Source organism: Azospirillum sp. HJ39, assembly GCF_041507355.1.
Taxonomy (GTDB): Bacteria; Pseudomonadota; Alphaproteobacteria; order Azospirillales; family Azospirillaceae; genus Azospirillum; species Azospirillum thiophilum.
Window position 1 is genome coordinate 1,947,265 of sequence record NZ_CP167911.1, and the last position, 24,728, is coordinate 1,971,992.

Here is a 24,728-nt window from a genome sequence, read left to right on the forward strand (position 1 = left end):
AAATCGCATTTTCCTATCAAAATAATAGATAAATAGTGTCGTCTCACAGGTTTTTCTGTTGAATTCATCCGCCTCCTGTCGTCTCATAGCTCCCATCCTGCAGGTTGCCGTATTCGCCCGCAGGTCCGGCGCGTTAAGCTGCCGTCGGTAAACAACCGAAAGAAAACGGGAGGATGACGACCATGAGCGCCGCGGCTTCGACACACGATCCCCATTCCCCGCTGGTCCTGCGCGAGGATCGCGACGGGATCGCCACGCTGACGCTGAACCGGCCGAAGGCGCGCAACGCGCTGTCGGTCGGGCTGATGGCGGCATTGCAGGACGCGCTCGACGCCATCCACGATGACCGGACGGTGCGCGCCGTGGTGCTGGCAGGGGCCGGAGGCGCCTTCTGCGCCGGGCATGACCTGAAGGAGATGCGCGCCGCGCCGTCGCGCGCGATGTACGAGGCGCTGTTCACCCAATGCTCGCGCCTGATGCTGACGATCAACCGCATCCGCCAGCCGGTGATCGCCAAGGTGCGCGGCGTGGCGACCGCGGCCGGCTGCCAGCTGGTGGCGACCTGCGACCTCGCCTATTGCGAGGAGGGGGCGCGGTTCGCGACTCCGGGCGTGAACATCGGGCTGTTCTGCTCGACGCCGATGGTGGCGCTGACCCGTGCGGTCGGGCGCAAGGCGGCGATGGAGATGCTGCTGCTCGGCGACCTGATCGACGCGGAGGAGGCCGAGCGCATCGGCCTCGTCAACCGCACGGTGCCGGCCGACCAGCTGGACGAGGTGGTTGACTCCGTCGCCGCCAAGATAGCGTCGAAGTCGCCGCTGACGCTGGCGACCGGCAAGGAGGCCTTCTACCGCCAGATCGAGCTGGATGCCGAGGGCGCCTATGCCTACGCCGCTCAGGTGATGACCGAGAACATGATGGCGCAGGACGCGGCCGAGGGCATCGACGCCTTCCTCGGCAAGCGCACGCCGGTATGGTGCGGGCGATGAGCGATCCGGCAATGCCCCCCGATGGAGCGATCACCGATCCGGCCCGCTACACCGACTCCTTCCTGCGCGGGGTGCTGGACGGCGTCCACAGCATCGCCGTGGTGGGTGCCAGCGCCGACCCGGTGAAGGCCAGCTTCTTCGTGATGAAGTATCTGCGCGACAAGGGCTATCGCGTCGTCCCAATCAACCCGAAGCTGGCCGGACAGACCATCCTGGGGCTGCCGGTGCATGCCAGCCTGAAGGACCTGCCGGAGCCGCCGGACATGGTCGACGTCTTCCGCAACTCCGCCGCCGCCGGCGGGGTGACGGACGAAGCCATCGCCGCCGGGGCCAAGGTGGTGTGGATGCAGCTCGGCGTCCGCAACGACGAGGCGGCGGCGCGGGCCCAGGCCGCCGGCCTGACCGTGGTGATGGACCGCTGTCCGAAGATGGAAATCCAGCGGCTGTACGGCGAGATCGGCCGGATCGGCGTCAATTCCAACATCCTGGTCACGCACCGCCGGGCACCGACCAAATCTTTCAAGAAACTGATCTGAAAAAGGGGGAACCACGCAGATGACTGAACCGAAGAGCTTCGGCTTCGAGACCCGCGCCATCCATGCCGGCGCCGCACCCGACCCGGCCACGGGCGCCCGGCAGACGCCGATCTACCAGACCACCAGCTTCGTCTTCGAGAATGTCGACGACGCCGCCTCGCTGTTCAACCTGCAGAAGGTCGGCTTCATCTATTCCCGCCTGACCAACCCGACGGTCGCGGTGCTGGAGGAACGGCTGGCCAACCTGGAAGGAGGCGCCGGTGCCACCGCAACCTCGTCGGGTCATGCGGCGCAGCTGCTGGCCCTGTTCCCGCTGATGGCGCCCGGCGACCACATCGTCGCGTCGAAGAAACTCTATGGCGGCTCGCTGAACCAGCTCGGCATCAGCTTCCCGCGCGCCTTCGGCTGGCAACCGAGCTTCGTCGACACCGACACGCCCGACACCGTCAAGGCGGCGCTGACCGAGAAGACCAAGGCGATCTTCGTCGAAAGCCTCGCCAACCCCGGCGGCGTGGTGACGGACATCGAGGCCATCGCGAAGATCGCCGACGAGGCCGGCATCCCGCTGATCGTCGACAACACGCTGGCCACCCCCTACCTGATCAACCCGATCCAGTGGGGCGCCACGCTGGTCGTCCATTCCACCACCAAGTTCCTGTCCGGCAACGGCACCTCGGTCGGCGGCGTGGTGGTGGACAGCGGCAAGTTCGACTGGAGCAAATCGGGCAAGTTCCCGGCGCTGAGCGAGCCGGACCCGGGATATCACGGCCTGCGCTTCCACGAAACCTTCGGCCATCTGGCCTTCACCATCCACGGCCATGCCGTCGGCCTGCGCGACCTGGGGCCGAGCCAGGCGCCGATGAACGCCTTCCTGACGCTGAACGGGATCGAGACGCTGCCGCTGCGTATGCAGCGCCACGCTGAAAGCGCACTGAAGGTGGCAAAGTTCCTGGAAAGCCATCCGGCGGTCGGTTGGGTCAGCTATGCCGGGCTCGAATCGTCGAAGTACCATGCCCTGGCGCAGAAATACCTGCCGCGCGGTGCCGGTGCGGTGCTGACCTTCGGCGTCAAGGGCGGTTTCGAGGCCGGGGTCAAGGTGGTGGAGAGCGTCGAGCTGTTCAGCCATCTCGCCAACATCGGCGATGCGCGCTCGCTGATCATCCACCCGTCCTCGACCACCCACCGCCAGCTGTCGGCGGAGGCCCAGGCCTCGGCCGGCGCCGGCCCCGACGTGCTCCGCCTGTCGATCGGGCTGGAGACGGCCGAGGACATCATCGCCGACCTGGACCGGGCGCTGAACGGGACGTTGGATTGAGGAGTTGTCGTTGCGGGACGTGCCGGGATTCCGGCTCGTCCCGCAACGGGCTTGCGGCTTTGCCGACGGCAGCCGGTCATATCCTCGGCTTGTAGGCGATCGCGTTGATGCTGAACCGCATTCCGTCAATGGTCCGACAGATCGAGCCGTCGGGCCGACGCGGATCGACCTTCCCCATGCTCGCATCGGTGAAGAGATTGAACTGATCGACGCGCGAAACGTCGCAAAAGCCGATCTCCTCGAGATAAAGCTGCAGAATGTCGAAGCTGAAGCCGATCTTATGGAAATCATATTCGTTCCGCTGCCCGCCGAACGCCAGCCGTGACAGCTTGTAACGATCACCCGTCGTCAGATCCTCCGAACAGAAGGCCCGGGCTATCTCGTAGAAATCCGGAACGGATATCCGCACTCGCCCACCTGGCTTCAGTATGCGCAGGAACTCATGCAAGGCCTGCGCCAGTTCCGCGTTATGGCTGAGATGCTCAAGCACATGACTGGCGTAAATCTCTTCGACGGACGCCGTCTCGAACTGGCTCATATCCGCACAGGTTCCGACAAAATCCACAATATCGCTGGGAGCGATGTCGAAGATATGCCAATCCTGGCGCTTCTCATGGCCGCCAATATGCAATTTCATAATCAGACCCGTTGGCAGCTGGTCGATCACGACCGGGATGCTCACGACCGGGATGCCCGGCACAAGCCGCAGCTGTCCGTTACCGCCCGATGGATCGCTCCTCTATAGCGGAACGGAACCGAAGAGAGAACAAACCAATGCTGCAGGGTTCAACACCGCCGCCAACGCTCCCCACTGCCCTCACTCCGCCGCCGGCAGCGGCTCGGCCACCGGTTCGGCCTTCTTCCTGCGGTCGTCGGGCAGCAGCAGGGCGGCGGCGAAGGCCATGGCGGCCAGCACCGACAGGGTCAGGTAGAGCATGGTGAACTCGCCGGTGTGCTCATAGACCCAGGCGACCAGCAGCACCGCCAGCGGACCGGCACCGAAGGACAGGATGTACTTGGCGCCGAAGGCAAGCCCGCGATGCTTGTCCGGCGTGTAGCGGGCCAGCAGCATGTTCTCCGCCGGGATCTGCGTCTGCGAGGCGATGACCACGAAGGCGGCGGCGGCCACCAGCGGCAGGTCGGACAGCACGGCGACCGCGGCCATCATCGGAATCTGCACCAGCAGGCAAAGAATATAAACGCGCTTCAGCGAATGGCGGTCGGCCAGCACGCCGCCGACCATCTGCGGCAGCGCCGCGACCAGATAGACCGCCGTCACCAACCCGCCGACGCCCAGCGTACCGCTGCCGAGCAGGCCGCCCAGCCGCGCCTCGAACAGCTTGGGCAGCACGACCTGCATGGCGTTGAAGATCAGCCCGGCGCAGACCATGGTCAGCGACAGCACGAAGAAGGCCCGCACCACGTCGCCACGCGACGGCTTGGGCTGCGGCTTCACGTCGGCATGGCGGTCCTGGACGATGCCGGTTGCGATCAGCAGGGCCAGCACCGCGCCCAGCACGACGCAGAGGACGCCCGGAATGATGAAGGCCATGCGCCAGTCCAGCCACTGCGTCAGGCTGCCGGCGACCACCGCGGCGGTGGCGACGCCGAAGGTGCCGAACAGGCCGAGCCAGCCCATCGCCTTGCCGCGGTTCTCGGCGTTCGCCATCATCCAGGCCATGCCGACCGGGTGGTAGATCGACGCCCCCAGCCCGAGCAGGGCCAGCGACCACATCAGCATCTCCGGCCCGTCCGACAGGCCGGCCAGCACCGCGCCGCCGCCGGTCATCAGGTAGAACACCGCAATCATCCCGGCCGAGCTCCAGCGGTCGCCCAGCCAGCCGGCCAGCGGCGCACCCAGCCCGATCATCAGCGAGCCGAAGGTCCATAGCCGGATCAGCTCGTCGTAGGAGAGCTTCCATTCCGTCTCCAACGCCAGCACGATGGTCAGGAACAGCGCCGAGACGATGTGCATCAGCGAATGCCCGACCCAGGCGAATCCGACCGACAGCCGGGCGGAGGTCGGCGACGGCAGGGCTGCGCCGGCGGATGGATGACTCATGGAACGTCTCCGGCCCCGGATTTGTCGTCACAGGGAAATGTTTCACGGGCAAGCGAAGTGGGAAGGCTGGCACGGGACGGTTGAACCGTCCAATGCGCCCCCCTCATGGCGGGCATGCCGGGCGGTGCCGGACGGTTCGGAAGACCCGCTCAGTCTCCCGTCGGACCGCGCCGGCCCTGCTTGACCTCCGACCGCTTGGCCTTTCCTTCCAGCCGGCGCTGCTGGGAGCCATAGGTCGGCTTGGTCTTGCGGCGCACCTTGGGCGGAACCGAGGCATCGCGGATCAGGTCGATCAGCCGTTCCCGCACATCCTCGCGGTTCCGCATCTGGCTTCGGTAGCTGTCGCCGGACAGGATCAGGACACCGGCGGCCGTCATCCTGGAACCGGCCAGACGGGCGAGCCGAGCCTTCACGTCATCCGGGATGTTCGGCGACGCCGCCACGTCGAAGCGCAGCTGGACCGCCGTTTCCGTCTTGTTGACATGCTGGCCGCCCGGCCCGCTGGCGCGCACGAACTCCTCCTGGAGTTCGCTTTCGTCCAGGCTGATGCGGGGCGTGACCCGGATCATCATGGCCTCTCCGGGGGCGGCCCCAGCGGAGTCCGGGCGCGGAAGGCGCGGGCCAGCGCCGCAAAGCCGGCGACGTCGATCTCCTCCGCCCGCGCGGTCGGGGCGATGCCGGTCTCCTCCAGCAGCGCTTCGGCGCTGCCCAGCGACTTCAGGCTCTGGCGCAGCATCTTGCGGCGCTGGCCGAAGGCGGCGGCGGTGACCTGTTCCAGCGCGCGCCAGTCCGCGAGCTCCGGATTCGCCCGCGGGGTCAGGTGGACCACCGTCGATTCGACCTTGGGCGGCGGGGTGAAGGCGCGCGGCGGCAGGTTGAACAGCACGCGGGCGTCGGAGCGCCATTGGGTGATGACAGACAGCCGGCCATAGGCCTTGCTGCCCGGCTTCGCCACCAGCCGGTCGGCGACCTCCTTCTGGAACATCAGCGTCAGGCTGACATAGGATTCGATCCGCGCCAGCCAGCCCAGCAGCAACGGGGTCGCCACATTGTAGGGCAGGTTCGCCACGATGGCGCGCGGGGCCGGGGCCAGCTCCTCCGGATCGACGGTCAGCGCGTCGGCCTCGACGATGGTCAGGCGGCCATGGGCAGCCTCGACGACGTCCTGCAGCGCCTCGATGAAGCGGCGGTCGCGTTCGATGGCGACGACCTTGACCGCATCGGTCGCCAGCAGCGCACGGGTCAGACCGCCGGGGCCGGGGCCGACCTCGATGGCGGTGGTACCGGCAGGCAGGCAGGCCGAGCGTGCGATCCGTCCGGTCAGATTGAGGTCGAGCAGGAAGTTCTGCCCCAGCGACTTGCGCGCCTCCAGGCCGAAACGCGCGATCACGTCGCGCAGCGGCGGCAGGGCTTGCGGGTCGAAGGCAGCCGGGGCGGATGCGGGCGCGGGCGGGATGGGGGACAGGTCGGTCATACCCGACTTATAGGCATCCTCCGCCCTCTTCACCAGACGGCAGTTTGCCCGGAATCGCTACAGCAGGTGCCGCAACAGCACGACCGCCGCCACGCCCGCCGCCACCGCGACCACCATCGGCACCCGCCGCGCGATCAGGCAGACGAAGGCAGCGGCCAGCGCGTCCGATGGGCGCGACAGGGCGGCCGGCGCCACCAGCGCCACCAGCACCGCGCCGGGCGTCGCCTCCAGCGCCGCACTCGCCGACGGGCCGAGCCGGACCCGTGCGATCAGCCATGGGCCGCCGACCCGCGTCAGCCAGGTGACCAGCGCCCCGCCAAGGACAATCGCGAAGATGCTCCAGTCCAGATGCAGCGCCTCAAGCATCGCCCGCACTCCCCTTCACCTGGCCTTTCGATTGTCCCCTTCCCCGCCACGCCGCCACCGCACCGCCGGCCAGCGCGCCGGCCAGGATGTGCCACGGCCCGCCGGGCGACAGCGCATGGGCGCCGAGCGCCGCGGCGGCACTCGCCAGCCAGGGCGGCAGCGATCCCACCCCGCGCCAGAAACCGGCCAGCAGGCAGAGGAAGACGGCGATGAAGGTGAAGTCCAACCCCCAGGCGGCGGGATCGGCGATCAGCGCGCCGGCCAACGTCCCCGCCACGGTGCTGGCGAGCCACGCCAGATAGAGCGTCACCCCGACGCCGTACCAATAGGCCAGCGTCAGCCCCTCGCCGCGGCGCAGCGCCAGCGCCCATTGCTCGTCGGTCATGAAGAACAGCGCCAGCCCGGCCCGCGCCGGAGCGACGCCACGGAAGCGCGGCTCCAGCGTCGCCCCCAACAGCAGATGACGAAGATTGACCAGCAGGATGGCGCCGACCACCGCCAGCCCGGCGGTGCCCTTGTCCAACAGCTCGACCGCGACGAACTGCGAGCTGCCGGCGAAAACCAGCGCGCTCATCAGCCCCATGTCGAGCGGCGACAGTCCGGCCTTGGCGGCGAGACTGCCCAGCAGGAAGCCGAAGGGGACCGCGCCCGCCATCACCGGCAGGCAATGAATGGCGCCCAACGCGAACTCCTGCCGCGGGGACGCCGGTATGGTGAGGGTATCGGTGCTCATGGCGGGGACACTAGGCGGCGGCGGCCCCGGTGTCTTGGACTGGATTGCTGCCCCGGCGGTATTGGCCGGGGGCGACGCCGACCCGCCCCTTGAACACCCGGTTGAAATGGGCCTGATCGCAGAAGCCGCAGGCCAGCGCCACCTCGGCCAGGGTCAGCGGCCCGGCGAGCAACCGCTTGGCATGGGCAACCCGGCGGTCGGTCAGGTAGCCGTGCGGCGTCGTCCCCACCGCGGCGCGGAACACCCGCAGCAGGTGGAAGCGGCTGAGCCCGGTCGCCCCGGCCAGATCGGCCAGTTCGACCGGGCTGTCGAGATGGGCGTCCAGATACTCCCGCGCACGGCGCACCGCCGCCGGCTCCCGCCCGGCCGCCGGCAGCCGCCCGGTCAGGTCGCCGTGGCGCAGCGCCAACAGGGTGAAGGCGCGCAGCGCATCGGTGTCGGCGCGCAGCGGGTCGGCCCCCCGTCCCTCCAGCCCGCGATGCAAGGAGCCGATCGCCGCGAATAGAGCCGGATCGTCGAAGACCGTCACACCGAAGTGCGGCGCCACCCGCCGGCCGGTCGCCTCCTCCAGCGCCCCTTCGAACAGGCCGGCCGACGGATAGAACATGCGATAGGCGAAGCCGTCGTCCGCCGGCCGGCCGTCATGCAGGATCCCGGGATTGAGGGCGACGACCTGCCCGGCATGGGCCGCCAGATCGACCCCGGCGCACCGGAACAGCTCCGTCCCGGCGGTGATGACGCCGACGACGTAGGTGTCATGCATGTGCGGGGCGTAGCTGTGGCGTTGGAAGCGTGCGTTCAGGCACTCCATGCCGTCGAACCGCGCTTCGCGCCACAGCCGTGCGAAATCGCCGCCGCCGGCCGGTATCTCGGTAAGTGCGGATTGCTGGTCCATGCCACAGTCTAACAGGCGGGTGGAGCGTCCGTCTTGGACAGGATTGCGGGTAACATCCTCATCGGCATTCCGTTCGCACGCAAACGGTTACAAACAGATACAAACTGCCGTGTTGCCGGTTATCGGGCAGTTACAGTCGGGTGCGATCCTTCCGGAAAAAACGAGACATCGAACCGGAAAGACACCTGCCATGAGCGTCATCGACACCCCTCCCCCCACCGCCGGCAAGACCGGATTCTCCTTTTCCAGACTGATGACCCGCGACGTGGTCACGCCCGTCACCATCGTGACCTTCGTCGTGTCCACCGTCACCGGCATCATGCTGCTGCTGCACTGGAATGCCGGACTGGTGCGCTTCTCGCACGAATGGCTGAGCGTCGTGTTCTCCGCCATCGCGATCTGGCATCTGGTGAAGAACTGGCGTGCCTTCACGGGCTATCTGAAGCGCCACGCCGCGCAGGCCGCCTTCGCCACCAGCCTGATCGTTTCCATCGTCTTCACCGGCATGACCGGCACCACCGGCGGCAGTGGCGCCAATCCGGGTGCCGTGTTCGGTGCGCTGTCCGCCGCCAGCCTGGAGGCCGCCGCCCCGGCCCTGGGACTGACGCCCGACAAGGCCGTCGAGGTGCTGAAGGTTGCCGGCATCGAGGCGGCGCCGGGCGAGACCCTGACCGCGATCGGCAGCCGCGCCGGCAGGAACGGCGCGGCGGTCGCCAGCCTGCTGGCGAGCAAGCGACCCCGCTGACAGGCCGATCCGAGCCAGCCGGCCCGGTCCCGGCCTACTCCTCCTCGTCGTCGCCCAGCAGATAGTCGATGTCGCCGCCGTCGAGCGCGCTGACCAGCCCCTTGCCCTCGATGGTGGCGTCCGACAGGCTGCCCTTGCGACGTTGCAGGTCGAGGATGCGCTCCTCCACCGTGTTCGCCGCGATCAGCTTGTAGACGAAGACCGGCTTGTCCTGGCCGATGCGATAGGCGCGGTCGGTCGCCTGGTCCTCCGCCGCCGGGTTCCACCACGGGTCGTAATGGATCACCGTGTCGGCGGCGGTCAGGTTCAGGCCGCGCCCGCCGGCCTTCAGGCTGATCAGGAAGACCGGAACCTCGCGGTTCTGGAAGCGGTTCACCGGTTCGGCGCGGTCCAGCGTGCGGCCGGTCAGCTCGACATAGGGAACCGCGGCCTTCTCCAGCTCCAGCTTGATCAGGTCGAGCATGGTGGTGAACTGCGAGAAGATCAGGATGCGCCGGCCTTCCGGCACCATCTCCTTCACCATCTCGGTCAGGGCGTCCAGCTTGGCGCTCGACCGCGCCTTGCCGCCCAGCGCGGCGATGGACTTCAGCAGGCGCGGGTCGCAGCAGACCTGACGCAGCTTCAGCAGCGCGTCGATCACCGCGATGGCGTTCTGGCCCAGCCCCTTGCCGCTGGCGGCCAGCGCCGCCCGCACCGTCTCGTTCACCGACAGGCGGATCGTCTCGTAGAGATCGCGCTGGTCGCGGTCGAGGTCGATGCGCACCACCACCTCGGTCTTGGGCGGCAGTTCCTTGGCCACCGCCTCCTTGGTGCGGCGGAGCAGGAAGGGGCGGATGCGGCGCATCAGCAGGTTGGCGCGGGTGTTGTCGCCACGCTTCTCGATCGGCACGCGGTAGCGCTTGCCGAAATCCTTGCGGTCGCCCAGCAGGCCCGGCATCAGGAAGGCGAACTGGCTCCACAGCTCGCCCAGATTGTTCTCGACCGGCGTGCCTGACAGGCAGAGCCGGTGCCGCGCCGGCAGCGCCGCGACGGCGCGGGTCGCCTTGCCATCGGGATTCTTGATCGCCTGCGCCTCGTCCAGCACGATCATGTGCCAGTTCAGCCGCTTCAGCAGGTCGATGTCGCGCGCCACCACGCCATAGGTCGTCACCACGATGTGGGCGCGGTCGATCTCGGACAGCCTGCCGTGGCGGTCGATGCCGTGCAGCACCACCACCCGCAGATGGGGGGTGAAGCGCCCCGCCTCGGCGACCCAGTTGGGCACGAGGCTGGTCGGCACCACCACCATGCAGGGGTCGGTCAGCCGGCCCTCATGTTCCTCCATCGCGATGTGGGCCAGCGTCTGGGCGGTCTTGCCCAGCCCCATGTCGTCGGCGAGAATGCCGGCGACACTGTTGGCACGCAGGCTCTGCATCCAGGCCAGACCGGCGCGCTGGTAGTCGCGCAACTCGCCCCTGAAGCCTGGCGGCGGGGTCATGTCGCCCGGCATCTCGTCGGCGCGCAGGCGCTGGAGATAGCCGTCGATCTGTGCCGTCTCGTCGCCGCGCCGGGCGATCAGGTCGTCGATATCCAGCAGCGAATCGGCCTCGGCCAGCGGCACCTTCAGCCGGTCGCCGCTGCTGCGGCCACTGTCCAGCATCGCCTCCAGCACGCTGAGCAGCCGCTCGATCCGTGCGGCCGGCAGGGCAAGGACATTGCCGTCGTCCAGCACGATATGGGCACGACCGTCGATGACGCGGGTGGAGGACAGGCCGCCCTTCTCCACCAGACGGGCCAGGATCGGAAGCAGCGGCTGGCGCTCGCCATCGATCTCGACGCCGACATCCAGGTCGAACCAGCCGTCGCCGGCATCGCGGACGGCGACCTCCACCTCGGCCCCCGGTTCGATCACCCGGGTGCCGAAATCGGCGCCGACCTCGACAGTCCAGCCGGCCTTGGTCAGGGACGGCACCTCGTTGGCGAGGAAATGCTGCCAGCGCTCCTCGACGTCCCGGCCGGTCAGCCAATGGACGCGCGTGCCGCGGGCGTTCAGCACGCCCCTGGGCGGCTCGATCCGCGCCTGGGCGAAGCCGAGACCGGACAGGCGGTCGAGCGCCGCCTGCTCGTCGGCCTTGTCGCGGCGGACGAAGGTGACGTCGCCGAACTCGTCCTCGGCGCGGGCGAACTGGCGCTGGTCGTCGGGTTCGATCTCCATCGGGCGGCCGGGCTCGCCATAGTCGAAGGACAGGCGCAGCACGTCGACCAGCCCGTCGGCCGGCGTCACCACCCGGCCCAGACGGGCGACGATGCGCGGCGACCGCTCGACGATGGCCGCCGCATCGCCAGCCCCGCCGCGCACGCCGGGAATGGCGTTGTCGCGGAAGCTGGAGGGCGGCGGCGGAGCGGTGCGCGCAATCGCTGCCGCGGCCGCGCCACGCGACGGGCCGAACAGGCGCGACGGCGTCGCTTTCGATGGCACCGGAGGCACCGGGGCGGGAGGGGGAACCGGCTTCGCCTTCGGCACCTCGACCACCTGGAGGTCGACCGGGAAGACGGTGCCGGTCGCGCTGTCGACGCACCAATAGGACTGGCCCTTCAGCAGCACGCTGCGCTCGGGCAGGCCAGTGGGGCGCAGCTTGCGGGTTGCCGGGTCGCGGAAGGTGCGCACGGTGCGGCCCGGCCCTTCGGCCAGCGGGGTACCGTCGCGCCAGCGCAGCCGCCCGGTGCCGAGCAGGCGGCGCAGCAGCCGGTCCACCGCTTCCCCCCGGCTCTTGGCGATGGGCGTCCGTTCGGTCCCGCCGCCACCCAGCAGCCGGGCGATGGCACGGTCGGCGTCGCCGTCCACGCTGCGCGGCGCCTTGGCAAGCACGTCGCGCGGACTGGCCGGGCTGGCGTCGGCCGACCCCTCGGTCACGAAATCGACCAGAATGTAGCAGGCGATGTCGCCCTGCCCCGGCTCCAGCGTCCAGCGCAGGCTGCGCACCGGACCGGCTTTCGGCGGAGGAGGAGGAGGAGGAGCAGGCGGGCGGACCAGCGACAGCGGCGGCGATTTGGCCACCGGAGCCGCAGGCGGGACGGCAGCGGGCGAATCGGCAGGCGGTGGAGCAAGGGGGGCCTTTACGTCCGCGACGTCGAACAGCGAGGCGCGGCGCCATTCCGGACGGCTTTCCAGCGCGAGCATCGCCGCGGCGGCCATGTGGGCGCAGGCGTTGCGGCCACAGCCGCAGCTGCGCTCCAGCACGACGCTGCGTTTGCCCTGCACAGGCATCACGGTCACCGCCAGGCGGCGGCCCAGATCGCTGACCTCGGCCTCGATGCGGTCGCCGCCGGGAGGACCCAGCGTCACCGCGCCGGTCATCATCAGCGTGCGGCCGCGCTGCAGCGTCTTGGCATCGAAGACGCGCGTCAGGTCCTCCTGACCGAAGGGGACGGCGGCGCCCCCCGAAGGGCCACGCGGCAGGGCATCGAAAAGCGACATGCGGTGTGGACGGACCAGGACAGAACGAAACGAAAACGGGGCGTCGGTATAGGCTCTTGCGCCAAGCGATGCAAGCATCGGCTCAAACGCGGCCATGACCGGCGGGCGGAGCGCGGCCGTCCGTCATAGCACAGGATGCCGACGGCTTCACCCCGGATGCTCGCTTATCCGGACCGGCCCGAAAAAACCTGACCGGCGAGTTCGCACAGCCCGGCCCCGCTGCCGAGATGAAAGGCCACCCGGCGGATCGTAGCCTCTACGAAGGACGGATCCCCGGCATGGACCAGCAGGCCCAGCCCCAGCGCCATCGCCGCCAACACCCACGGCGAGGTGCGCAACCGCGGCGCCCCGTCCTTCCGACTGCTCCACAGGAACAGCAGGACCGACAGCCCGCCGACCAGCAACCCGGCCGCCACCTCGGCTCCCGAATGGGCGGAGACGGCGACGCGCGAGGCGCCGATGGCGAGCACCAGCGCCGCCGCCGCCGCCGGCAGCCCGACCTGCAGCCAGCGGGAGGAGGCGTTGCGCGCGGCCAGCGCCGCCACCGATCCGTAGAAGACGGCCGAGAAGGCGGCATGGCCGCTCGGGCTCAGGAAGCGGTCGCCGGCGAACAGCGACGGAAACAGGGGAAACTCCGGCAGTCCGCAGCCATGGCCGACCAGCTTCAGCACCACCATGACGCCCAGGCAAAGCGCCAGCGCCAGAAGCCAGCGCAGGGCCAGCGGTGCGGAATGATGCCGCCACAGGGCGGTGGCGTAGAGAGCGGAGAGCGGGACGAGAAGGCTGCTGCTGCCGAGATGGGTGATGGCGCCGCTGGCGGTGGCGAACATCTGGCCCCCATGGATGCCGGTGGAATGGAAGGAACGGCTTTGGCAGATGGTGCGGCGCAACAAGAAGACAAGGGCTCGACGCTTCCGCCCTGCGCATCCACCCGCCTGCCCGTCAGCCCTCCAGATGGTCGGCGCGGGCGTCGGCCATGACGCAGTTGCGGCCCGACCGCTTGGCTTCGTACAGCGCCTCGTCGGCGCGGCGGATCAGCCCTTCGGCGGTATCGCCCAGCCGGCCGCCGACCGAGATGCCGATGGAGACGGTGACGTTGATCTCGCCGCCGCCGGACGACACCGCGAAGGGGGTGTCGGCGATGCGGGACCGCAACCGCTCCGCGACGATCAGCGCCGCCTCGCCGTCGGTATCGGGCAGGATGACGATGAACTCCTCGCCGCCCAGCCGCGCGACGAGGTCGAAGGTGCGCAGGTTGCGGCTGGACCGGGCCGACACCTCGCGCAGCACCTCGTCGCCGATGGCGTGGCCGTAGGTGTCGTTGACCACCTTGAAGTGGTCGATGTCGAACATCAGCACCGACACCGGCTTGTGGCTGTCGAAGGCGCGCTCCAGCAGGCGGGGCAGATGGGCGTTGACGTAGCGGCGGTTGAAGACGCCGGTCAGGCTGTCGGTCAGCGCCATCGACAGGCTCTGCTCGTAGTTCGAGCGCAGCCGTTCCTGATAGCGCTTGCGCCGGATCTGGGTGCGGGCGCGGGCCAGCAGCTCGTTGCGGTCGACCGGCTTGACGACATAGTCGTTGGCGCCGAGTTCCAGCCCCTTGGCGACCTGCCCGAGGTCCCCCTCGTCCACCATCAGCAGGATCGGCACCTGCCGCGTGCGCTCGTGCGAGCGCAGCTGCGAACACAGCCGCAGCCCGTCCTCGTTCAGCAGGGTCAGGCTGACCACGACCAGATCCAGTTCGCTGCCCAGCGCCCGTTCCAGCGCCTTGGCGCAGGTGTCGGCGGCCATGACCGCGTTATGGTCGCGCTGCAGCGTCTCCGTCACCTTCTCCAGGTCGAGCGCGGAATCCTCAAGGACCAGCACGTTGGCGCGCTCGAAGGATTCGCTCAGCATGGTGCCGCTACGCTCGATGACGCCGAACTGGCCCGAGGTGCTTTCACGCAGGCGCCATTCGTCCATCATCATCTTCAGCCGCACCAGCGAGCGGACGCGCGCGAACAGCGCGATGTCGTTCACCGGCTTGGTCAGGAAATCGTCGGCCCCGGCCTCCAGCCCGCGGACGCGGTCGGCCACGTCGGACAGGGCGGTGACCATCACGACCGGGATGTGCATGGTCGCGGGATCGGAGCGGATCTTCTCGCACACCTCGAACCCGTCCATGCCCGGCATCATGACGTCCAGCAGGACGATGTCGGGCGATTCCCTGCGCACCATCTCCAAGGCGTCGGGTCCGTTGAACGCCGTCAGCACGTTGAAGTACTCGCGCGTCAGCTTTGCCGCGAGCAGCTTCACATTGGGCAGGACGTCATCGACGACAAGGACACGCGCAGACATAGGGGGGCAGAATCCTGAAGAATTTCTACAAAGCGAACCGGCTCAGTTGAGGAACTTCTTTACCGTCTCAAGAAACTTCACGACCGATATGGGCTTCGCAACATAGTCTTCACAGCCGCCCCGGCGAATTTTTTCCTCGTCGCCCTTCATGGCGAAAGCTGTCACCGCCACCACCGGGATGCTCCGCAACTCCGGATCGTCCTTGATCCAACGTGTGACCTCCAGACCCGACACTTCGGGAAGCTGAATGTCCATCAGGATCAGGTCGGGGCGGTGCTGGCGGGCCAACTTGATCGCCTCCATGCCGTCGCGGGTCTGCAACGTGTCATAACCATGCGCTTCGAGCAGGTCATGGAAGAGCTTCATGTTCAGCTCGTTGTCCTCGACGATGAGGACGGTCTTCATCGGCCTCGCACCGGTCACCATCGGACCGTCCGGCTCCGCTGACATGCATCCCCCTCTGGGCCTGGTCCCCACGTTCACAGCGCCCATTCCGTCCGATGCGACCGCCTCGACAGCCCAACCGCGGCAACGCGCGCGCAACCGAGACTCCGGTATACCCCCTTTCTGAATAGGTCGCGACGGTTAAATAGTCGTTACCCCCGGCTCCGAACCGCCTTTATCCGGTTCCTGTGCACACGCGAAAACCGCCCACGACCAGCGCGGGCGGCTCTGATACTTGCACAATTATCCACTCGGGCAATCGCCGGAATAGCGCGGCCTGAACGATGCCCGGAAAGGCGACTCAGGGTACCCGCTTCGTCCTGCGCTTGGCATCGCGCCGGCGGGCGCCCTTGGCGCCATACATCATGGCGTCGGCACGGCGCATCACCTCGTCCTCGCCGTCGTCGGCGCCATAGGGCTGCGTCCCGACCGAGAAGCGGACCGGCAAGGCATGCCCGGCCCATTCCACGTGGGAGGCATCGGCGATGGCGGCCAGCTGGCGGGCGCGGACCAGACCGTTCGCGGTATCGGTGTTGGTCAGCAGCACCGCGAACTCGTCGCCGCCGAGGCGGGCGACCACATCCTCCTGCCGGACATTGGCCACGATCATGCGGGCCACCTGCCGCAGATAGGCGTCGCCGGCGATGTGGCCATGGGTGTCGTTGATGGCCTTGAAGCCGTCCAGGTCGATCATGACCAGCAGGCCGCCCGCCGTGCCGTGGCGGCGAGCCGAGGCCAGTTCGCGCCGGAAATGGCTGTAGAAACCGCGCCGGTTCAGCAGGCCGGTCAACTCGTCCGTCATCGTCAGGCTTTCGAGGTAGGCGATGCGCTCCTGCAACTCGGCGATCGTATCCTTGGCCTCGGCGAGCAGCGAGATCGTCTCGTCCAGCGCCTGGCGCTCGGTTCCCCGCAAAAGCCCGACACGCGAGGCCAGCGCAACCGGCGACCAGTTGCCCGGCGCGTCGAAACGGTCGGAAGCGTGGTGCTTCAGGTCCAGTGCGGCGACGATGGCATTCATGGGGTCGGCTCCTCTGATGAAGGTCGGAACACTTCGCCGTTACCCAAGCAACCTGCGTGCCAAACCCCCCGACCCGCAGATATAAAGCATTTTATCGATTGCGTTGCCGGATCATCGGACGGGAGGGGCTCCTCTTGCCCATCCCGTCCGGCATCTTCTGCCCACCCTATCGAACGGGGCAGGAAAAGCCTGCCGATAGGCCGGGTTGGAAGACCTGCGGCCTACACCACCCGGTCGGGTGCGGGCCGCCCGGCCATCACCGCATCGATGTTGTCCAGGGCCTTGAACCCCATGGCGTTGCGCGTCTCCACCGTGGCGCTGCCCAGATGCGGCAACAGGAAAGCATTGGGCAGGTCGCGGTAGCCGGGATGCAGGTCCGGCTCGTTCTCGAACACGTCGAGCCCGGCGGCGGCAAGCCGGCCGCGCGTCAGCGCGTCGATCACCGCCGCGTCGTCCACCACGCTGCCGCGCGCGGTGTTGACCAGGATGGCGCCCGGCGGCAAGCGGCCGATCCGTTCGGCGTTCAGCCAATGCCGGGTTTCCGCCGTGGCCGGGAAATGAAGCGACAGGACATCGCACACCGGCAGCATCGCCTCCGGGTCTGGATGGTAGGTGGCGCCCTGCTCCAGCTCCGGCGCCAGGCGGCGGCGGTTGCTGTAATGGATCGCCATGCCGAAGGCCCGCGCACGGGAGGCGACCGCCTGCCCGATGCGCCCCATGCCGACGATGCCCAGCCGCTTGCCCCCGACATGGGTTCCCATCAACTGGGTCGGCGTCCAGCCGGTCCAGGCACCGGCGCGGATCATCCGCTCCCCTTCCGAGGCGCGGCGTGCCGCCCCCAGCAGAAGCAGCAGCGCGATGTCGGCGGTGGCGTCGGTCAGCACGTCCGGCGTGTTGGTGACGATCAGGCCACGGGCACGCGCCGCCTCCAGGTCGATGTGGTCGGTTCCGACCGAGAAGGTCGCCAGTACCCGCACCCGGTCGGGCAATGCCGCGATGGCGGCGGCGTCCAGCCGGTCGCCGGCACAGCACAGAACGGCGTCGGCACCCGTTTCCGCAGCGCGGGCAGCGATCTCCAGCCCGCTGAGCGCCCGGTCCTCCGGGTTGGGCACCATCCGGTGGTCGCGTGACGCCCGCGCCTCCACCGCATCGGGAAGACGGCGGGTCAGCAGCACGACCTTATGGCCGGCGGGAGGAAGCTCGGCAGGGCTTGTCATTCCGGCAGTTCCCTTCCATTGATAGGACTTTCTGGCGGCGGCTCTTTCGAACCGCGGCAAAAACACCCATACTTCACCCAGTGCCGTCAATCACCTGTGGATCCCGTCTTGCTCGACCGTCCCTCTGCCCTGCCGGCGACCGTCGGCGCGGCCCTCGTCGCAGCCATCTCCGCCGGTGCGCTCCTCGTGGCCTCCCCCGCCCTGGCCCAGCCGGCCGCCACGTCGATGGCAGCGGTCGGCGCCAAGATCCAGCCGCACCGGGCGATCTACACCATGTCGCTGGGATCGGCGCGCAACGGCTCGAAGGTCAGCGACGTCCGCGGACGCATGATGTTCGAATGGGCCGACGCCTGCGACGGCTGGACGACGGAGCAGCGCTTCCAGCTGCGCTTCGTCTACAGCGAAGGCGACGACATGGCGATGAACACCAACTACACGACCTGGGAGGCGAAGGACGGGCTGCGCTACCGCTTCAACGTCCGCAAGCTGGTGAACGGCGAGCTGGATGAGGAGGTGCGCGGCGAGGCAAACCTGAAGCCGGATGGCGCCGGCACCGCCCAATTCACCAAGCCGGAACCGCAGGAGATGGATCTGCCGGCCGGCACCATGTTCCCGACCGCCCACACGCTGGCGATCATCGACCATGCCCAGCGCAGCGACCCCTTCTTCACCCGCACCATCTTCGACGGATCGGATGCGGAAGGCCCGACCGAGGTTTCGACCGTCGTCGGCAAGCCGGGCGCACCCAGGGAATCGGCCAAGGATCCGCTGTTGAAGGTGGCCAAGTCCTGGCCGGTCCGGATGGCCTTCTTCCCGCTGCAGAGCGAAGCCGCCCAACCGGAATACGAGATGAGCCTGCGCCTGCTGGAAAACGGCATCGCCGAGTCCATGCAGATCGACTATGGCGACTTCACCGTCAAGGCCGTGCTGGACAAGATCGAAGCGCTGCCCAAGTCGGGCTGCTGAGGCCGGAATCGGGGGCCGCAACCCCTCCGTGACAGGCCCATCATGGCTCCCAAGCGGATGAGCGGCGGTTTCCCTGTTGATCGCGAGTCGTTGCTGCGCTTAACTGCGGGTTGAGGTTTTGTGCAACAGGCCGGCTTCCCCCTGGGGATGCCCGCCGGTCCGAGGGTGTCCGTCATGAGCAAGAAGCATGTCCAGATCGGGCAGGTTTTCCAACCGGTCGGCGGCGGAGCCGCCCGTGGTTGGCGGGTGACGGCGACGGTCAACCTGCTGGGCATTCCGCATGCCCGCGTCGTCAGCACCGAGGATGAGGGGGTTTCCAAGACGCTGAGCTGTTCGGTCCTGGCCGACACCAGCCATTACCGCCTGATCGCCTCCGATCCGGCCGGCGGGATCGCGGCGTGAGGCTTGCGGATTCGCCACTCCCCCGCGCGCGCGGAGCGGGCCGGTAAAGGCCCTTCCGCCTATTCCTCCCCGCGCCGTTCGCGCAGCTTCGTCCAGTAATCCAGGCGCTTGCGCAGGTCGCGCTCGAATCCCCGCTCCACCGGCTTGTAGAACTCGCGCCGCGCCATCCCGTCCGGAAAATAATTCTGGCCGGAAAAGCCGTCCTCGGTGTCGTGGTCGTACTCGTAGCCCTTGCCGTAGCCGATGCTCTTCATCAACTTGGTCGGCGCGTTCAGGATATGCTTGGGCGGCATCAGCGACCCGGTTTCCTTCGCCGCTCGCACGGCCGACTTGTAGGCGGTGTAGCCGGCATTCGACTTGGGCGCGGTCCCCAGATAGATGACCAGCTGCGCCAGGGCCAATTCGCCCTCCGGGCTGCCGAGCCGCTCATAGGCCTCCCACGCGGCGATGGCCTGGGTCAGGGCGTTGGGGTCGGCAAGCCCGATGTCCTCAACCGCGAAGCGGGTCAGGCGGCGCGCGATGTAGCGCGGATCCTCGCCGCCGTCCAGCATGCGGCTGTACCAGTAGAGCGCGGCATCGGTGTCCGACCCGCGCAGCGACTTGTGCAGCGCGCTGATCAGGTTGTAGTGCCCCTCCTGCGCCTTGTCGTACAGCGGCGCGCGGCGCTGGATGGTCGCGGCGAGCGCGTTGGTGTCCAGCACGGTGTCGGCGGGCAGCGCGAACAGTTCCTCGCACAAATTCAGGCAGAAGCGGCCGTCGCCGTCCGCCATCGCCTTCACCGCCGCCCGTGCGTCGGCATCGAGCGGCAGCGGCCGCCCCACCTCCGCCTCGGCCCGCGCCAGCAGCCTTTCGAGCGCCGCGTCGTCCAGACGGTTCAGCACGAACACCTGAGCCCGCGACAGCAAGGCGGCGTTCAGTTCGAAGGACGGATTCTCGGTGGTGGCGCCCACCAGCGTGACGGTGCCGTCCTCGACGTAGGGCAGGAAACCGTCCTGCTGGGAGCGGTTGAAGCGATGGATCTCGTCGATGAACAGCAGGGTGCCCTGCCCCGCCACCCGGCGGGCGCGGGCGGCATCGAAGATTTTCCGCAGGTCTGCGACCCCGGAGAACACTGCCGACAACGGCTCGAAATGCAGGTCGGTGCTGTGGGCCAGCAGGCGGGCGATGGTGGTCTTGCCACAGCCCGGCGGCCCCCACAGCACCATGGAGGCAAGCCGCCGCGCCGCCACCATGCGGCCCAGCGGCCCGTCGGGCTTCAACAGATGATCCTGCCCGACCACCTCGTCCAACGTACGCGGGCGCAGCCGGTCGGCGAGCGGACGGGGGGCCGCTGCCGAGAACAGCCCGGCATCCCCGCCCGACTCGCCGCGTTTCGCCATGACGGTTCCTCAGCGCACCGAGGTGCAGCGCTGGTAGCACTGCCGCAGCTGATAGCTGCAATTGTCGGTCGGGCTGAAGGGGGTCGAGTCGGTGCGGTCGATGCCGCCCTGGTTGCGCGCCGCAACCGAATCCATGCAGGAATTGTGGCTGCGCTCGCACTGGGCCTGGCAGGACCCGCCTGGACCGACGTCGCCATCCAGCCGCAGAGACTGGTCGTCGGCGCCGGCACGTGGGGTCGACGGCCCCGGAACCACGGTTACGGTGGGCGCCGGGCCCGATGCGGCGGGACGCCCGGCAGGATGGTCGGCGCAGGCCGACAGGCCGAGCAGAGCCACGGCCAGAAGCGGGGCGATGAGACGGACCGGACGGAACTTAGCCACGACGGCTCCTATTCTTCTTGTTGTGGAGACGGGCATGGGCATGGCGGAATGCCACACCCCACTGGACCATCCCCCGTTCGGCCCCCACTATGCCGATATCAGCAGTAAGAAGGGAATGACTGAAATGACACCGAAATCGGGCGGCGGCCACCCGCGCCGCAGGTCCTGGCCGCTGTTGCTCGGGCTGCTCGTCCTGGGATTGGTGATGCTGGCCTCGCGTGCGCTTGCGCTACCCAACATCGGCATGCCCGAGATGATCCTGCCGCTGATCGGCGGGCTGCTGGTGGCGGTCGCCATCGTCGTCATCGTGCGCCGCGACCGTGCCGACCGCAGCGCCCTGCCCCCGTCCAGGCGCGACAGCCAGGACCAGGGCATGCCGGACTGAGCCCCGGGCCTGGACGCCGGTCCTAGACGAACTTGAAGCTGAGCAGGCCGCCGACCACCACCACCAGCAGGACGGTGGCCACCAGCATCAGGCGCTTCTCGATGATGTGCTGCACCTGCGGCCCATAGAAATGCAGCAGGATGGCGATCATGTAGAATCGCGAGAAGCGTGCGACGATCGAACAGAGGATGAAGACCGTCAGGTCGAGATGCGCGAATCCGGCGGTGATGGTCAACAGCTTGTAGGGGATCGGCGTGACCCCTTTCAGGATCAGGAACCAGGGGCCGAATTCCGAGAACATCTCCTGGAAATGCTGGAACGACTCCTGCGCATTGTAGAAGTCGATGATCATCCGCCCGACGCTCTCGAACAGATAGAATCCCAGCGCATATCCAAGCAGCCCGCCCAGCAGCGACGCGAAGGCGCAGATGTTGGTGTAGAACCACAACCGCTTGGGCTTCGCCAGGCACATCGGCACCAGCATCACGTCCGGTGGCAATGGAAAGAAGGAGCTTTCGGCAAAGGAGATCGCCGACATCCACCAAACGGCATCGTCGCGGGCGGACAGGCGCTGGAGGCGCGTGTAAAGAGAACGCAACATTCGGTCGGCCACATAAGAGAAAACCCTTCCTCCGGGGGATGGCCCCGAAGGAAGGGTCTAACATATCACCGATATCGGCGGTTCCGTCCTGCCCGGCAAGGGATCCTGAGACCCGATGCCGCACGGTCGGGAAGACCGGCGCGATTGCCGGTCATGTCACTCGGCGGTCTCGGCATCGGCATCGGCAACGTCCTGCGACGGGCCCGAATCCTGCCCCTTGGCTGCGACGTCGCGGTCGACCAGCTCGAACACCGCCATGTCGGCGGCGTCGCCATAGCGGAAGCCGGCCTTCAGGACGCGGCTGTAGCCACCCTGGCGGTCCTTGTAGCGGTCGGCCAGAACGGTGAACAGCTTGGTCACCGTGTCGTTGTCGCGCAGCTGGGCGAACGCCAGACGACGGTTGGCCAGGCCACCCTTCTTGCCGAGCGTGATCAGCTTCTCGACGATCGGACGCAGGTCCTTCGCCTTCGGCAGGGTGGTGGTGATCTGCTCGTGCTTGATCACCGCGTTCGCCATGTTCGAGAACATGGCCTTGCGGTGGCTGCTGGTCTTGCTGAACTTACGTCCCGAAACGCCGTGACGCATGGCGGTCCTCCTTCATGGCTTGGCCCCCCTCGGGGAGCCGATCGTGAACCCCGCCGCCCAGTCGAAACGCTGGTACGGCTGCGGGTCGGGCCGGTTCGGCCCTGGGAACAGCGCCCTTTCCGCAGGGAAGCGGAAAGGGCGCAAAAGGCGAGATGCTTAGTACGGCTCTTCCAGACGCTTGGCCAGTTCCTCGATGTTCTCGGGCGGCCAGTTCGGGATTTCCATACCGAGGTGCAGCCCCATCTGGGACAGCACTTCCTTGATCTCGTTCAGCGACTTGCGGCCGAAGTTCGGGGTGCGGAGCATTTCCGCCTCCGTCTTCTGCACCAGATCGCCGATATAGACGATGTTGTCGTTCTTGAGGCAGTTGGCCGAACGGACCGACAGTTCCAGCTCGTCCACCTTGCGGAGCAGGTTCTTGTTGAACGGAACCTCCTCGTGCTTCTCCTCGGAGACGGCGTGCGTCGGCTCCTCGAAGTTGATGAACAGCTGCAGCTGGTCCTGCAGGATGCGGGCGGCGAGCGCCACCGCGTCATCCGGCTTGACCGAGCCGTTGGTCTCCACCGTCATCGACAGGCGATCATAGTCGGTGACCTGCCCGACGCGGGCATTGTCGACCTTGTAGGACACCTTGCGCACCGGCGAGAACAGGGCGTCGATCGGAATCAGGCCGATCGGCGCGTCTTCCGGACGGTTCTGGCTGGCCGGGACATAGCCCTTGCCGGTCTCGACCGTCAGTTCCATGTTCAGGCGCGCGCCGTTGTCCAGCGTGCAGATGACCAGTTCCGGATCCATGACCTGGATGTCGGGGCCGGTTTCGATCATGCCGGCCTTGACCTCGCCCGGGCCTTCGGCACGCAGGCGCATGCGCTTCGGGCCGTCGCCGCCCATGCGCAGACCCATCGTCTTGATGTTCAGGACGATGTCGGTCACGTCCTCGCGGACGCCGGGGATCGACGAGAACTCGTGCAGCACGCCGTCGACGTGGATCGCCGTGACCGCGGCGCCCTGCAGCGAGGAGAGCAGGATGCGGCGCAGGGCGTTGCCGAGGGTCAGACCGAAGCCGCGTTCCAGCGGCTCGGCGACCACCGTCGCGAAGCGGTCGGCATCGTCGCCGGGCTGGATGTCCAGCTTGCTCGGCTTAATCAGTTCCTGCCAGTTCTTCTGAAGCACGGATCGACCTCAAGATGCCATCGGGTGAACACGAACCCGCGGGGCCCGAGTCGTTCCCATACTGAGGGGACCGCGATGGCTGCGGCCCCCTGCCCCGGAACGGTCGGTCCCCGCGGGTGCGGAAACGATACTGGATCAGACGCGACGCTTCTTCGGCGGGCGAACGCCGTTGTGCGGGATCGGCGTGACGTCGCGGATCGAGGTGATCTGGAAGCCGATCGACTGCAGGGCGCGCAGGGCGGACTCACGCCCCGAACCCGGACCCTTCACTTCGACTTCCAGAGTCTTCATGCCGTGCTCCTGGGCCTTGCGGCCAGCGTCCTCGGCAGCCACCTGGGCGGCGTAGGGGGTCGACTTGCGCGAACCCTTGAAGCCCATGGTGCCCGACGACGACCAGGCAATCGTGTTGCCCTGAGCGTCGGTGATGGTGATCATCGTGTTGTTGAACGAGGCGTTCACATGAGCGACGCCAGCGGTGATGTTCTTGCGCTCGCGACGACGCAGGCGCTGAGAAGCGGCGGAGGGCTTTGCCATGATGCGTTCGTCCTCTTACTTCTTCTTGCCGGCGATCGGCTTGGCCGGACCCTTGCGGGTGCGGGCGTTCGTGTGGGTGCGCTGGCCGCGGACCGGCAGGCCCTTGCGGTGACGCAGGCCGCGGTAGCAGCCCAGATCCATCAGACGCTTGATGTTCATCGCGACTTCGCGACGAAGATCGCCCTCGACGCGGTAATCGGCGTCGATGGTTTCGCGGATCTTCAGGACTTCGTCGTCCGTCAGCTCGTTCACGCGACGCTCGGCCGGGATCGCCAGCTTCGCGCAGATTTCCTTGGCCTTGAAGGGGCCGATGCCATGAATGTAGGTCAACCCGATCTCCACGCGCTTCTGCGCGGGGATGTTGACGCCAGCGATACGCGCCACGCTGCTCTCCTCGATCTCGATATCTCAACGGCAGCCCGTCGGGCCGCCTACACACCGAGCAAATCCCGTCCGGCACCACGCCGGAATCAGGGACGCACAATGCTTCCCGCCGCCTATGTGGGGCGGCGAGAGGGTGCGACTATAGGAAAACCCTGGAGCTTGTCAAGGCCGAATGCCGGCCCGGCCGGGTTCCCCGTCACGGACAAGAGCGGCAAGCCACCCTGTGGCGCAACGCAGGCGCGACCCACCATTGGATACGGCAAAGCAGAGGCTTGATCGACGCGGCGTGATGGGCAACAACCGCCGCACGACGATTGCCCGGCTGAACGGGCGACGCCGGCGCACCAGTC

The 24,728-nt window shown here is 67.8% G+C and carries 27 protein-coding genes; 7 read left to right on the plus strand and 20 right to left on the minus strand.

The features are described 5' to 3' along the window. Nucleotides 1-182: 182 nt before the first annotated feature. The 3 genes from ABMY26_RS22455 to ABMY26_RS22465 are packed head-to-tail and all read left to right on the plus strand — an operon-like array spanning nucleotide 183 to nucleotide 2,840. A complete protein-coding gene (locus ABMY26_RS22455) occupies nucleotides 183-989 on the plus strand; it encodes an enoyl-CoA hydratase (protein WP_372396857.1) in 807 nt (268 codons plus the stop codon). Then, nucleotides 986-1,525 (plus strand): CoA-binding protein, encoded by a 540-nt coding sequence (locus ABMY26_RS22460; RefSeq protein ID WP_372396858.1) that lies wholly within the window; start codon nucleotides 986-988, stop codon nucleotides 1,523-1,525. The genes ABMY26_RS22455 and ABMY26_RS22460 overlap by 4 nt, the downstream gene beginning before the upstream one ends. A 19-nt stretch (nucleotides 1,526-1,544) precedes the next feature. Continuing rightward, on the plus strand, nucleotides 1,545-2,840 hold the full coding sequence (locus tag ABMY26_RS22465; RefSeq protein WP_372396859.1) for an O-acetylhomoserine aminocarboxypropyltransferase: 1,296 nt from the start codon (nucleotides 1,545-1,547) through the stop codon (nucleotides 2,838-2,840). Between the two features lie 76 nt (nucleotides 2,841-2,916). Here the strand turns inward: ABMY26_RS22465 and ABMY26_RS22470 are convergent, their stop codons facing one another. From ABMY26_RS22470 to ABMY26_RS22500, 7 genes are all read right to left on the minus strand, one after another. Continuing rightward, nucleotides 2,917-3,507 (minus strand): methyltransferase domain-containing protein, encoded by a 591-nt coding sequence (locus ABMY26_RS22470; protein ID WP_372396860.1) that lies wholly within the window; start codon nucleotides 3,505-3,507, stop codon nucleotides 2,917-2,919. A 150-nt stretch (nucleotides 3,508-3,657) separates the two neighbouring features. Then, on the minus strand, nucleotides 3,658-4,902 hold the full coding sequence (locus tag ABMY26_RS22475; RefSeq protein ID WP_372396861.1) for an MFS transporter: 1,245 nt from the start codon (nucleotides 4,900-4,902) through the stop codon (nucleotides 3,658-3,660). Between the two features lie 149 nt (nucleotides 4,903-5,051). Next, the gene (gene arfB / locus ABMY26_RS22480) at nucleotides 5,052-5,471 is read right to left on the minus strand and encodes an alternative ribosome rescue aminoacyl-tRNA hydrolase ArfB (RefSeq protein WP_372399052.1); all 420 of its coding nucleotides are present in this window, start codon (nucleotides 5,469-5,471) and stop codon (nucleotides 5,052-5,054) included. After that, the gene (rsmA, locus tag ABMY26_RS22485; RefSeq protein ID WP_372396862.1) at nucleotides 5,471-6,376 is read right to left on the minus strand and encodes a 16S rRNA (adenine(1518)-N(6)/adenine(1519)-N(6))-dimethyltransferase RsmA; all 906 of its coding nucleotides are present in this window, start codon (nucleotides 6,374-6,376) and stop codon (nucleotides 5,471-5,473) included. Before rsmA ends, arfB begins: the two co-directional genes overlap by 1 nt. Nucleotides 6,377-6,433: 57 nt before the next feature. Beyond that, nucleotides 6,434-6,742 carry an AzlD family protein gene (locus tag ABMY26_RS22490; RefSeq protein ID WP_372396863.1) on the minus strand — a complete coding sequence of 103 codons (309 nt, stop codon included), beginning with the start codon at nucleotides 6,740-6,742 and terminating at the stop codon, nucleotides 6,434-6,436. Continuing rightward, nucleotides 6,735-7,475, minus strand: a complete 741-nt coding sequence (locus ABMY26_RS22495) for an AzlC family ABC transporter permease (RefSeq protein ID WP_372396864.1) — start codon at nucleotides 7,473-7,475, stop codon at nucleotides 6,735-6,737. The genes ABMY26_RS22490 and ABMY26_RS22495 overlap by 8 nt, the downstream gene beginning before the upstream one ends. A gap of 10 nt (nucleotides 7,476-7,485) precedes the next feature. Then, entirely contained in the window at nucleotides 7,486-8,370 is an 885-nt protein-coding gene (locus ABMY26_RS22500) for an AraC family ligand binding domain-containing protein (RefSeq protein ID WP_372396865.1), read from the minus strand. A gap of 190 nt (nucleotides 8,371-8,560) precedes the next feature. Between ABMY26_RS22500 and ABMY26_RS22505 the strand changes: the two genes are divergently transcribed. Then, on the plus strand, nucleotides 8,561-9,115 hold the full coding sequence (locus ABMY26_RS22505) for a DUF4405 domain-containing protein (RefSeq protein WP_372396866.1): 555 nt from the start codon (nucleotides 8,561-8,563) through the stop codon (nucleotides 9,113-9,115). 34 nt (nucleotides 9,116-9,149) lie between these two features. Here ABMY26_RS22505 and ABMY26_RS22510 read toward each other — a convergent pair whose 3' ends face one another. The 6 genes from ABMY26_RS22510 to ABMY26_RS22535 all read right to left on the minus strand — a co-directional run bounded on the left by ABMY26_RS22510 (nucleotide 9,150) and on the right by ABMY26_RS22535 (nucleotide 17,588). Further along, nucleotides 9,150-12,572 carry a DEAD/DEAH box helicase gene (locus ABMY26_RS22510; RefSeq protein WP_372396867.1) on the minus strand — a complete coding sequence of 1,141 codons (3,423 nt, stop codon included), beginning with the start codon at nucleotides 12,570-12,572 and terminating at the stop codon, nucleotides 9,150-9,152. 164 nt (nucleotides 12,573-12,736) lie between these two features. Next, entirely contained in the window at nucleotides 12,737-13,402 is a 666-nt protein-coding gene (locus ABMY26_RS22515) for a phosphatase PAP2 family protein (protein ID WP_372396868.1), read from the minus strand. A 112-nt stretch (nucleotides 13,403-13,514) separates the two neighbouring features. Next, a complete protein-coding gene (locus ABMY26_RS22520) occupies nucleotides 13,515-14,909 on the minus strand; it encodes a PleD family two-component system response regulator (protein ID WP_372396869.1) in 1,395 nt (464 codons plus the stop codon). Nucleotides 14,910-14,951: 42 nt separating this feature from the next. Then, nucleotides 14,952-15,359 carry a response regulator gene (locus ABMY26_RS22525; RefSeq protein ID WP_372396870.1) on the minus strand — a complete coding sequence of 136 codons (408 nt, stop codon included), beginning with the start codon at nucleotides 15,357-15,359 and terminating at the stop codon, nucleotides 14,952-14,954. Nucleotides 15,360-15,654: 295 nt separating this feature from the next. Further along, complete coding sequence (locus ABMY26_RS22530; protein ID WP_372396871.1) at nucleotides 15,655-16,371, minus strand: GGDEF domain-containing protein; 717 nt, start codon at nucleotides 16,369-16,371, stop codon at nucleotides 15,655-15,657. 221 nt (nucleotides 16,372-16,592) lie between these two features. After that, the gene (locus ABMY26_RS22535) at nucleotides 16,593-17,588 is read right to left on the minus strand and encodes a 2-hydroxyacid dehydrogenase (protein ID WP_372396872.1); all 996 of its coding nucleotides are present in this window, start codon (nucleotides 17,586-17,588) and stop codon (nucleotides 16,593-16,595) included. A gap of 108 nt (nucleotides 17,589-17,696) precedes the next feature. On the opposite strand from ABMY26_RS22535, the gene ABMY26_RS22540 reads away from it, so the two are divergent. Further along, nucleotides 17,697-18,554, plus strand: coding sequence for a cell envelope integrity EipB family protein (locus tag ABMY26_RS22540; RefSeq protein WP_372396873.1), 858 nt, complete (start codon nucleotides 17,697-17,699; stop codon nucleotides 18,552-18,554). 174 nt (nucleotides 18,555-18,728) lie between these two features. After that, nucleotides 18,729-18,956 (plus strand): hypothetical protein, encoded by a 228-nt coding sequence (locus ABMY26_RS22545; protein WP_045582082.1) that lies wholly within the window; start codon nucleotides 18,729-18,731, stop codon nucleotides 18,954-18,956. Nucleotides 18,957-19,015: 59 nt separating this feature from the next. Here ABMY26_RS22545 and ABMY26_RS22550 read toward each other — a convergent pair whose 3' ends face one another. After that, a complete protein-coding gene (locus ABMY26_RS22550; RefSeq protein WP_372396874.1) occupies nucleotides 19,016-20,335 on the minus strand; it encodes a replication-associated recombination protein A in 1,320 nt (439 codons plus the stop codon). A gap of 9 nt (nucleotides 20,336-20,344) precedes the next feature. Continuing rightward, nucleotides 20,345-20,716 carry a hypothetical protein gene (locus ABMY26_RS22555; RefSeq protein WP_045582080.1) on the minus strand — a complete coding sequence of 124 codons (372 nt, stop codon included), beginning with the start codon at nucleotides 20,714-20,716 and terminating at the stop codon, nucleotides 20,345-20,347. A gap of 124 nt (nucleotides 20,717-20,840) precedes the next feature. On the opposite strand from ABMY26_RS22555, the gene ABMY26_RS22560 reads away from it, so the two are divergent. Then, nucleotides 20,841-21,101: a hypothetical protein gene (locus ABMY26_RS22560; RefSeq protein ID WP_372396875.1), complete on the plus strand. Its 261-nt coding sequence runs from the start codon at nucleotides 20,841-20,843 to the stop codon at nucleotides 21,099-21,101. A 22-nt stretch (nucleotides 21,102-21,123) separates the two neighbouring features. On the opposite strand, the gene ABMY26_RS22565 is transcribed toward ABMY26_RS22560, so the two are convergent. From ABMY26_RS22565 to rpsM, 5 genes are all read right to left on the minus strand, one after another. Continuing rightward, entirely contained in the window at nucleotides 21,124-21,702 is a 579-nt protein-coding gene (locus ABMY26_RS22565) for a YqaA family protein (RefSeq protein WP_372396876.1), read from the minus strand. A 156-nt stretch (nucleotides 21,703-21,858) separates the two neighbouring features. Then, nucleotides 21,859-22,287: a 50S ribosomal protein L17 gene (rplQ, locus tag ABMY26_RS22570; protein ID WP_372396877.1), complete on the minus strand. Its 429-nt coding sequence runs from the start codon at nucleotides 22,285-22,287 to the stop codon at nucleotides 21,859-21,861. Nucleotides 22,288-22,443: 156 nt separating this feature from the next. Continuing rightward, nucleotides 22,444-23,460, minus strand: a complete 1,017-nt coding sequence (locus tag ABMY26_RS22575; protein ID WP_045582076.1) for a DNA-directed RNA polymerase subunit alpha — start codon at nucleotides 23,458-23,460, stop codon at nucleotides 22,444-22,446. Nucleotides 23,461-23,595: 135 nt separating this feature from the next. Continuing rightward, a complete protein-coding gene (gene rpsK / locus ABMY26_RS22580) occupies nucleotides 23,596-23,994 on the minus strand; it encodes a 30S ribosomal protein S11 (protein ID WP_012974490.1) in 399 nt (132 codons plus the stop codon). Nucleotides 23,995-24,009: 15 nt separating this feature from the next. Beyond that, nucleotides 24,010-24,378 carry a 30S ribosomal protein S13 gene (rpsM, locus tag ABMY26_RS22585; protein ID WP_149221948.1) on the minus strand — a complete coding sequence of 123 codons (369 nt, stop codon included), beginning with the start codon at nucleotides 24,376-24,378 and terminating at the stop codon, nucleotides 24,010-24,012. Between the last annotated feature and the right edge of the window lie 350 nt (nucleotides 24,379-24,728).

Coding starts and splice junctions, on each gene's coding strand:
- ABMY26_RS22455 (WP_372396857.1), top strand. CDS start 183: ATGAGCGCCGCGGCTTCGACACACGATCCCCATTCCCCGCTGGTCCTG.
- ABMY26_RS22460 (WP_372396858.1), top strand. CDS start 986: ATGAGCGATCCGGCAATGCCCCCCGATGGAGCGATCACCGATCCGGCC.
- ABMY26_RS22465 (WP_372396859.1), top strand. CDS start 1,545: ATGACTGAACCGAAGAGCTTCGGCTTCGAGACCCGCGCCATCCATGCC.
- ABMY26_RS22475 (WP_372396861.1), bottom strand. CDS start 4,902: ATGAGTCATCCATCCGCCGGCGCAGCCCTGCCGTCGCCGACCTCCGCC.
- arfB (WP_372399052.1), bottom strand. CDS start 5,471: ATGATCCGGGTCACGCCCCGCATCAGCCTGGACGAAAGCGAACTCCAG.
- rsmA (WP_372396862.1), bottom strand. CDS start 6,376: ATGACCGACCTGTCCCCCATCCCGCCCGCGCCCGCATCCGCCCCGGCT.
- ABMY26_RS22490 (WP_372396863.1), bottom strand. CDS start 6,742: ATGCTTGAGGCGCTGCATCTGGACTGGAGCATCTTCGCGATTGTCCTT.
- ABMY26_RS22495 (WP_372396864.1), bottom strand. CDS start 7,475: ATGAGCACCGATACCCTCACCATACCGGCGTCCCCGCGGCAGGAGTTC.
- ABMY26_RS22500 (WP_372396865.1), bottom strand. CDS start 8,370: ATGGACCAGCAATCCGCACTTACCGAGATACCGGCCGGCGGCGGCGAT.
- ABMY26_RS22505 (WP_372396866.1), top strand. CDS start 8,561: ATGAGCGTCATCGACACCCCTCCCCCCACCGCCGGCAAGACCGGATTC.
- ABMY26_RS22510 (WP_372396867.1), bottom strand. CDS start 12,572: ATGTCGCTTTTCGATGCCCTGCCGCGTGGCCCTTCGGGGGGCGCCGCC.
- ABMY26_RS22515 (WP_372396868.1), bottom strand. CDS start 13,402: ATGTTCGCCACCGCCAGCGGCGCCATCACCCATCTCGGCAGCAGCAGC.
- ABMY26_RS22520 (WP_372396869.1), bottom strand. CDS start 14,909: ATGTCTGCGCGTGTCCTTGTCGTCGATGACGTCCTGCCCAATGTGAAG.
- ABMY26_RS22525 (WP_372396870.1), bottom strand. CDS start 15,359: ATGTCAGCGGAGCCGGACGGTCCGATGGTGACCGGTGCGAGGCCGATG.
- ABMY26_RS22530 (WP_372396871.1), bottom strand. CDS start 16,371: ATGAATGCCATCGTCGCCGCACTGGACCTGAAGCACCACGCTTCCGAC.
- ABMY26_RS22535 (WP_372396872.1), bottom strand. CDS start 17,588: ATGACAAGCCCTGCCGAGCTTCCTCCCGCCGGCCATAAGGTCGTGCTG.
- ABMY26_RS22545 (WP_045582082.1), top strand. CDS start 18,729: ATGAGCAAGAAGCATGTCCAGATCGGGCAGGTTTTCCAACCGGTCGGC.
- ABMY26_RS22550 (WP_372396874.1), bottom strand. CDS start 20,335: ATGGCGAAACGCGGCGAGTCGGGCGGGGATGCCGGGCTGTTCTCGGCA.
- ABMY26_RS22560 (WP_372396875.1), top strand. CDS start 20,841: ATGACACCGAAATCGGGCGGCGGCCACCCGCGCCGCAGGTCCTGGCCG.
- ABMY26_RS22565 (WP_372396876.1), bottom strand. CDS start 21,702: ATGTTGCGTTCTCTTTACACGCGCCTCCAGCGCCTGTCCGCCCGCGAC.
- rplQ (WP_372396877.1), bottom strand. CDS start 22,287: ATGCGTCACGGCGTTTCGGGACGTAAGTTCAGCAAGACCAGCAGCCAC.
- rpsK (WP_012974490.1), bottom strand. CDS start 23,994: ATGGCAAAGCCCTCCGCCGCTTCTCAGCGCCTGCGTCGTCGCGAGCGC.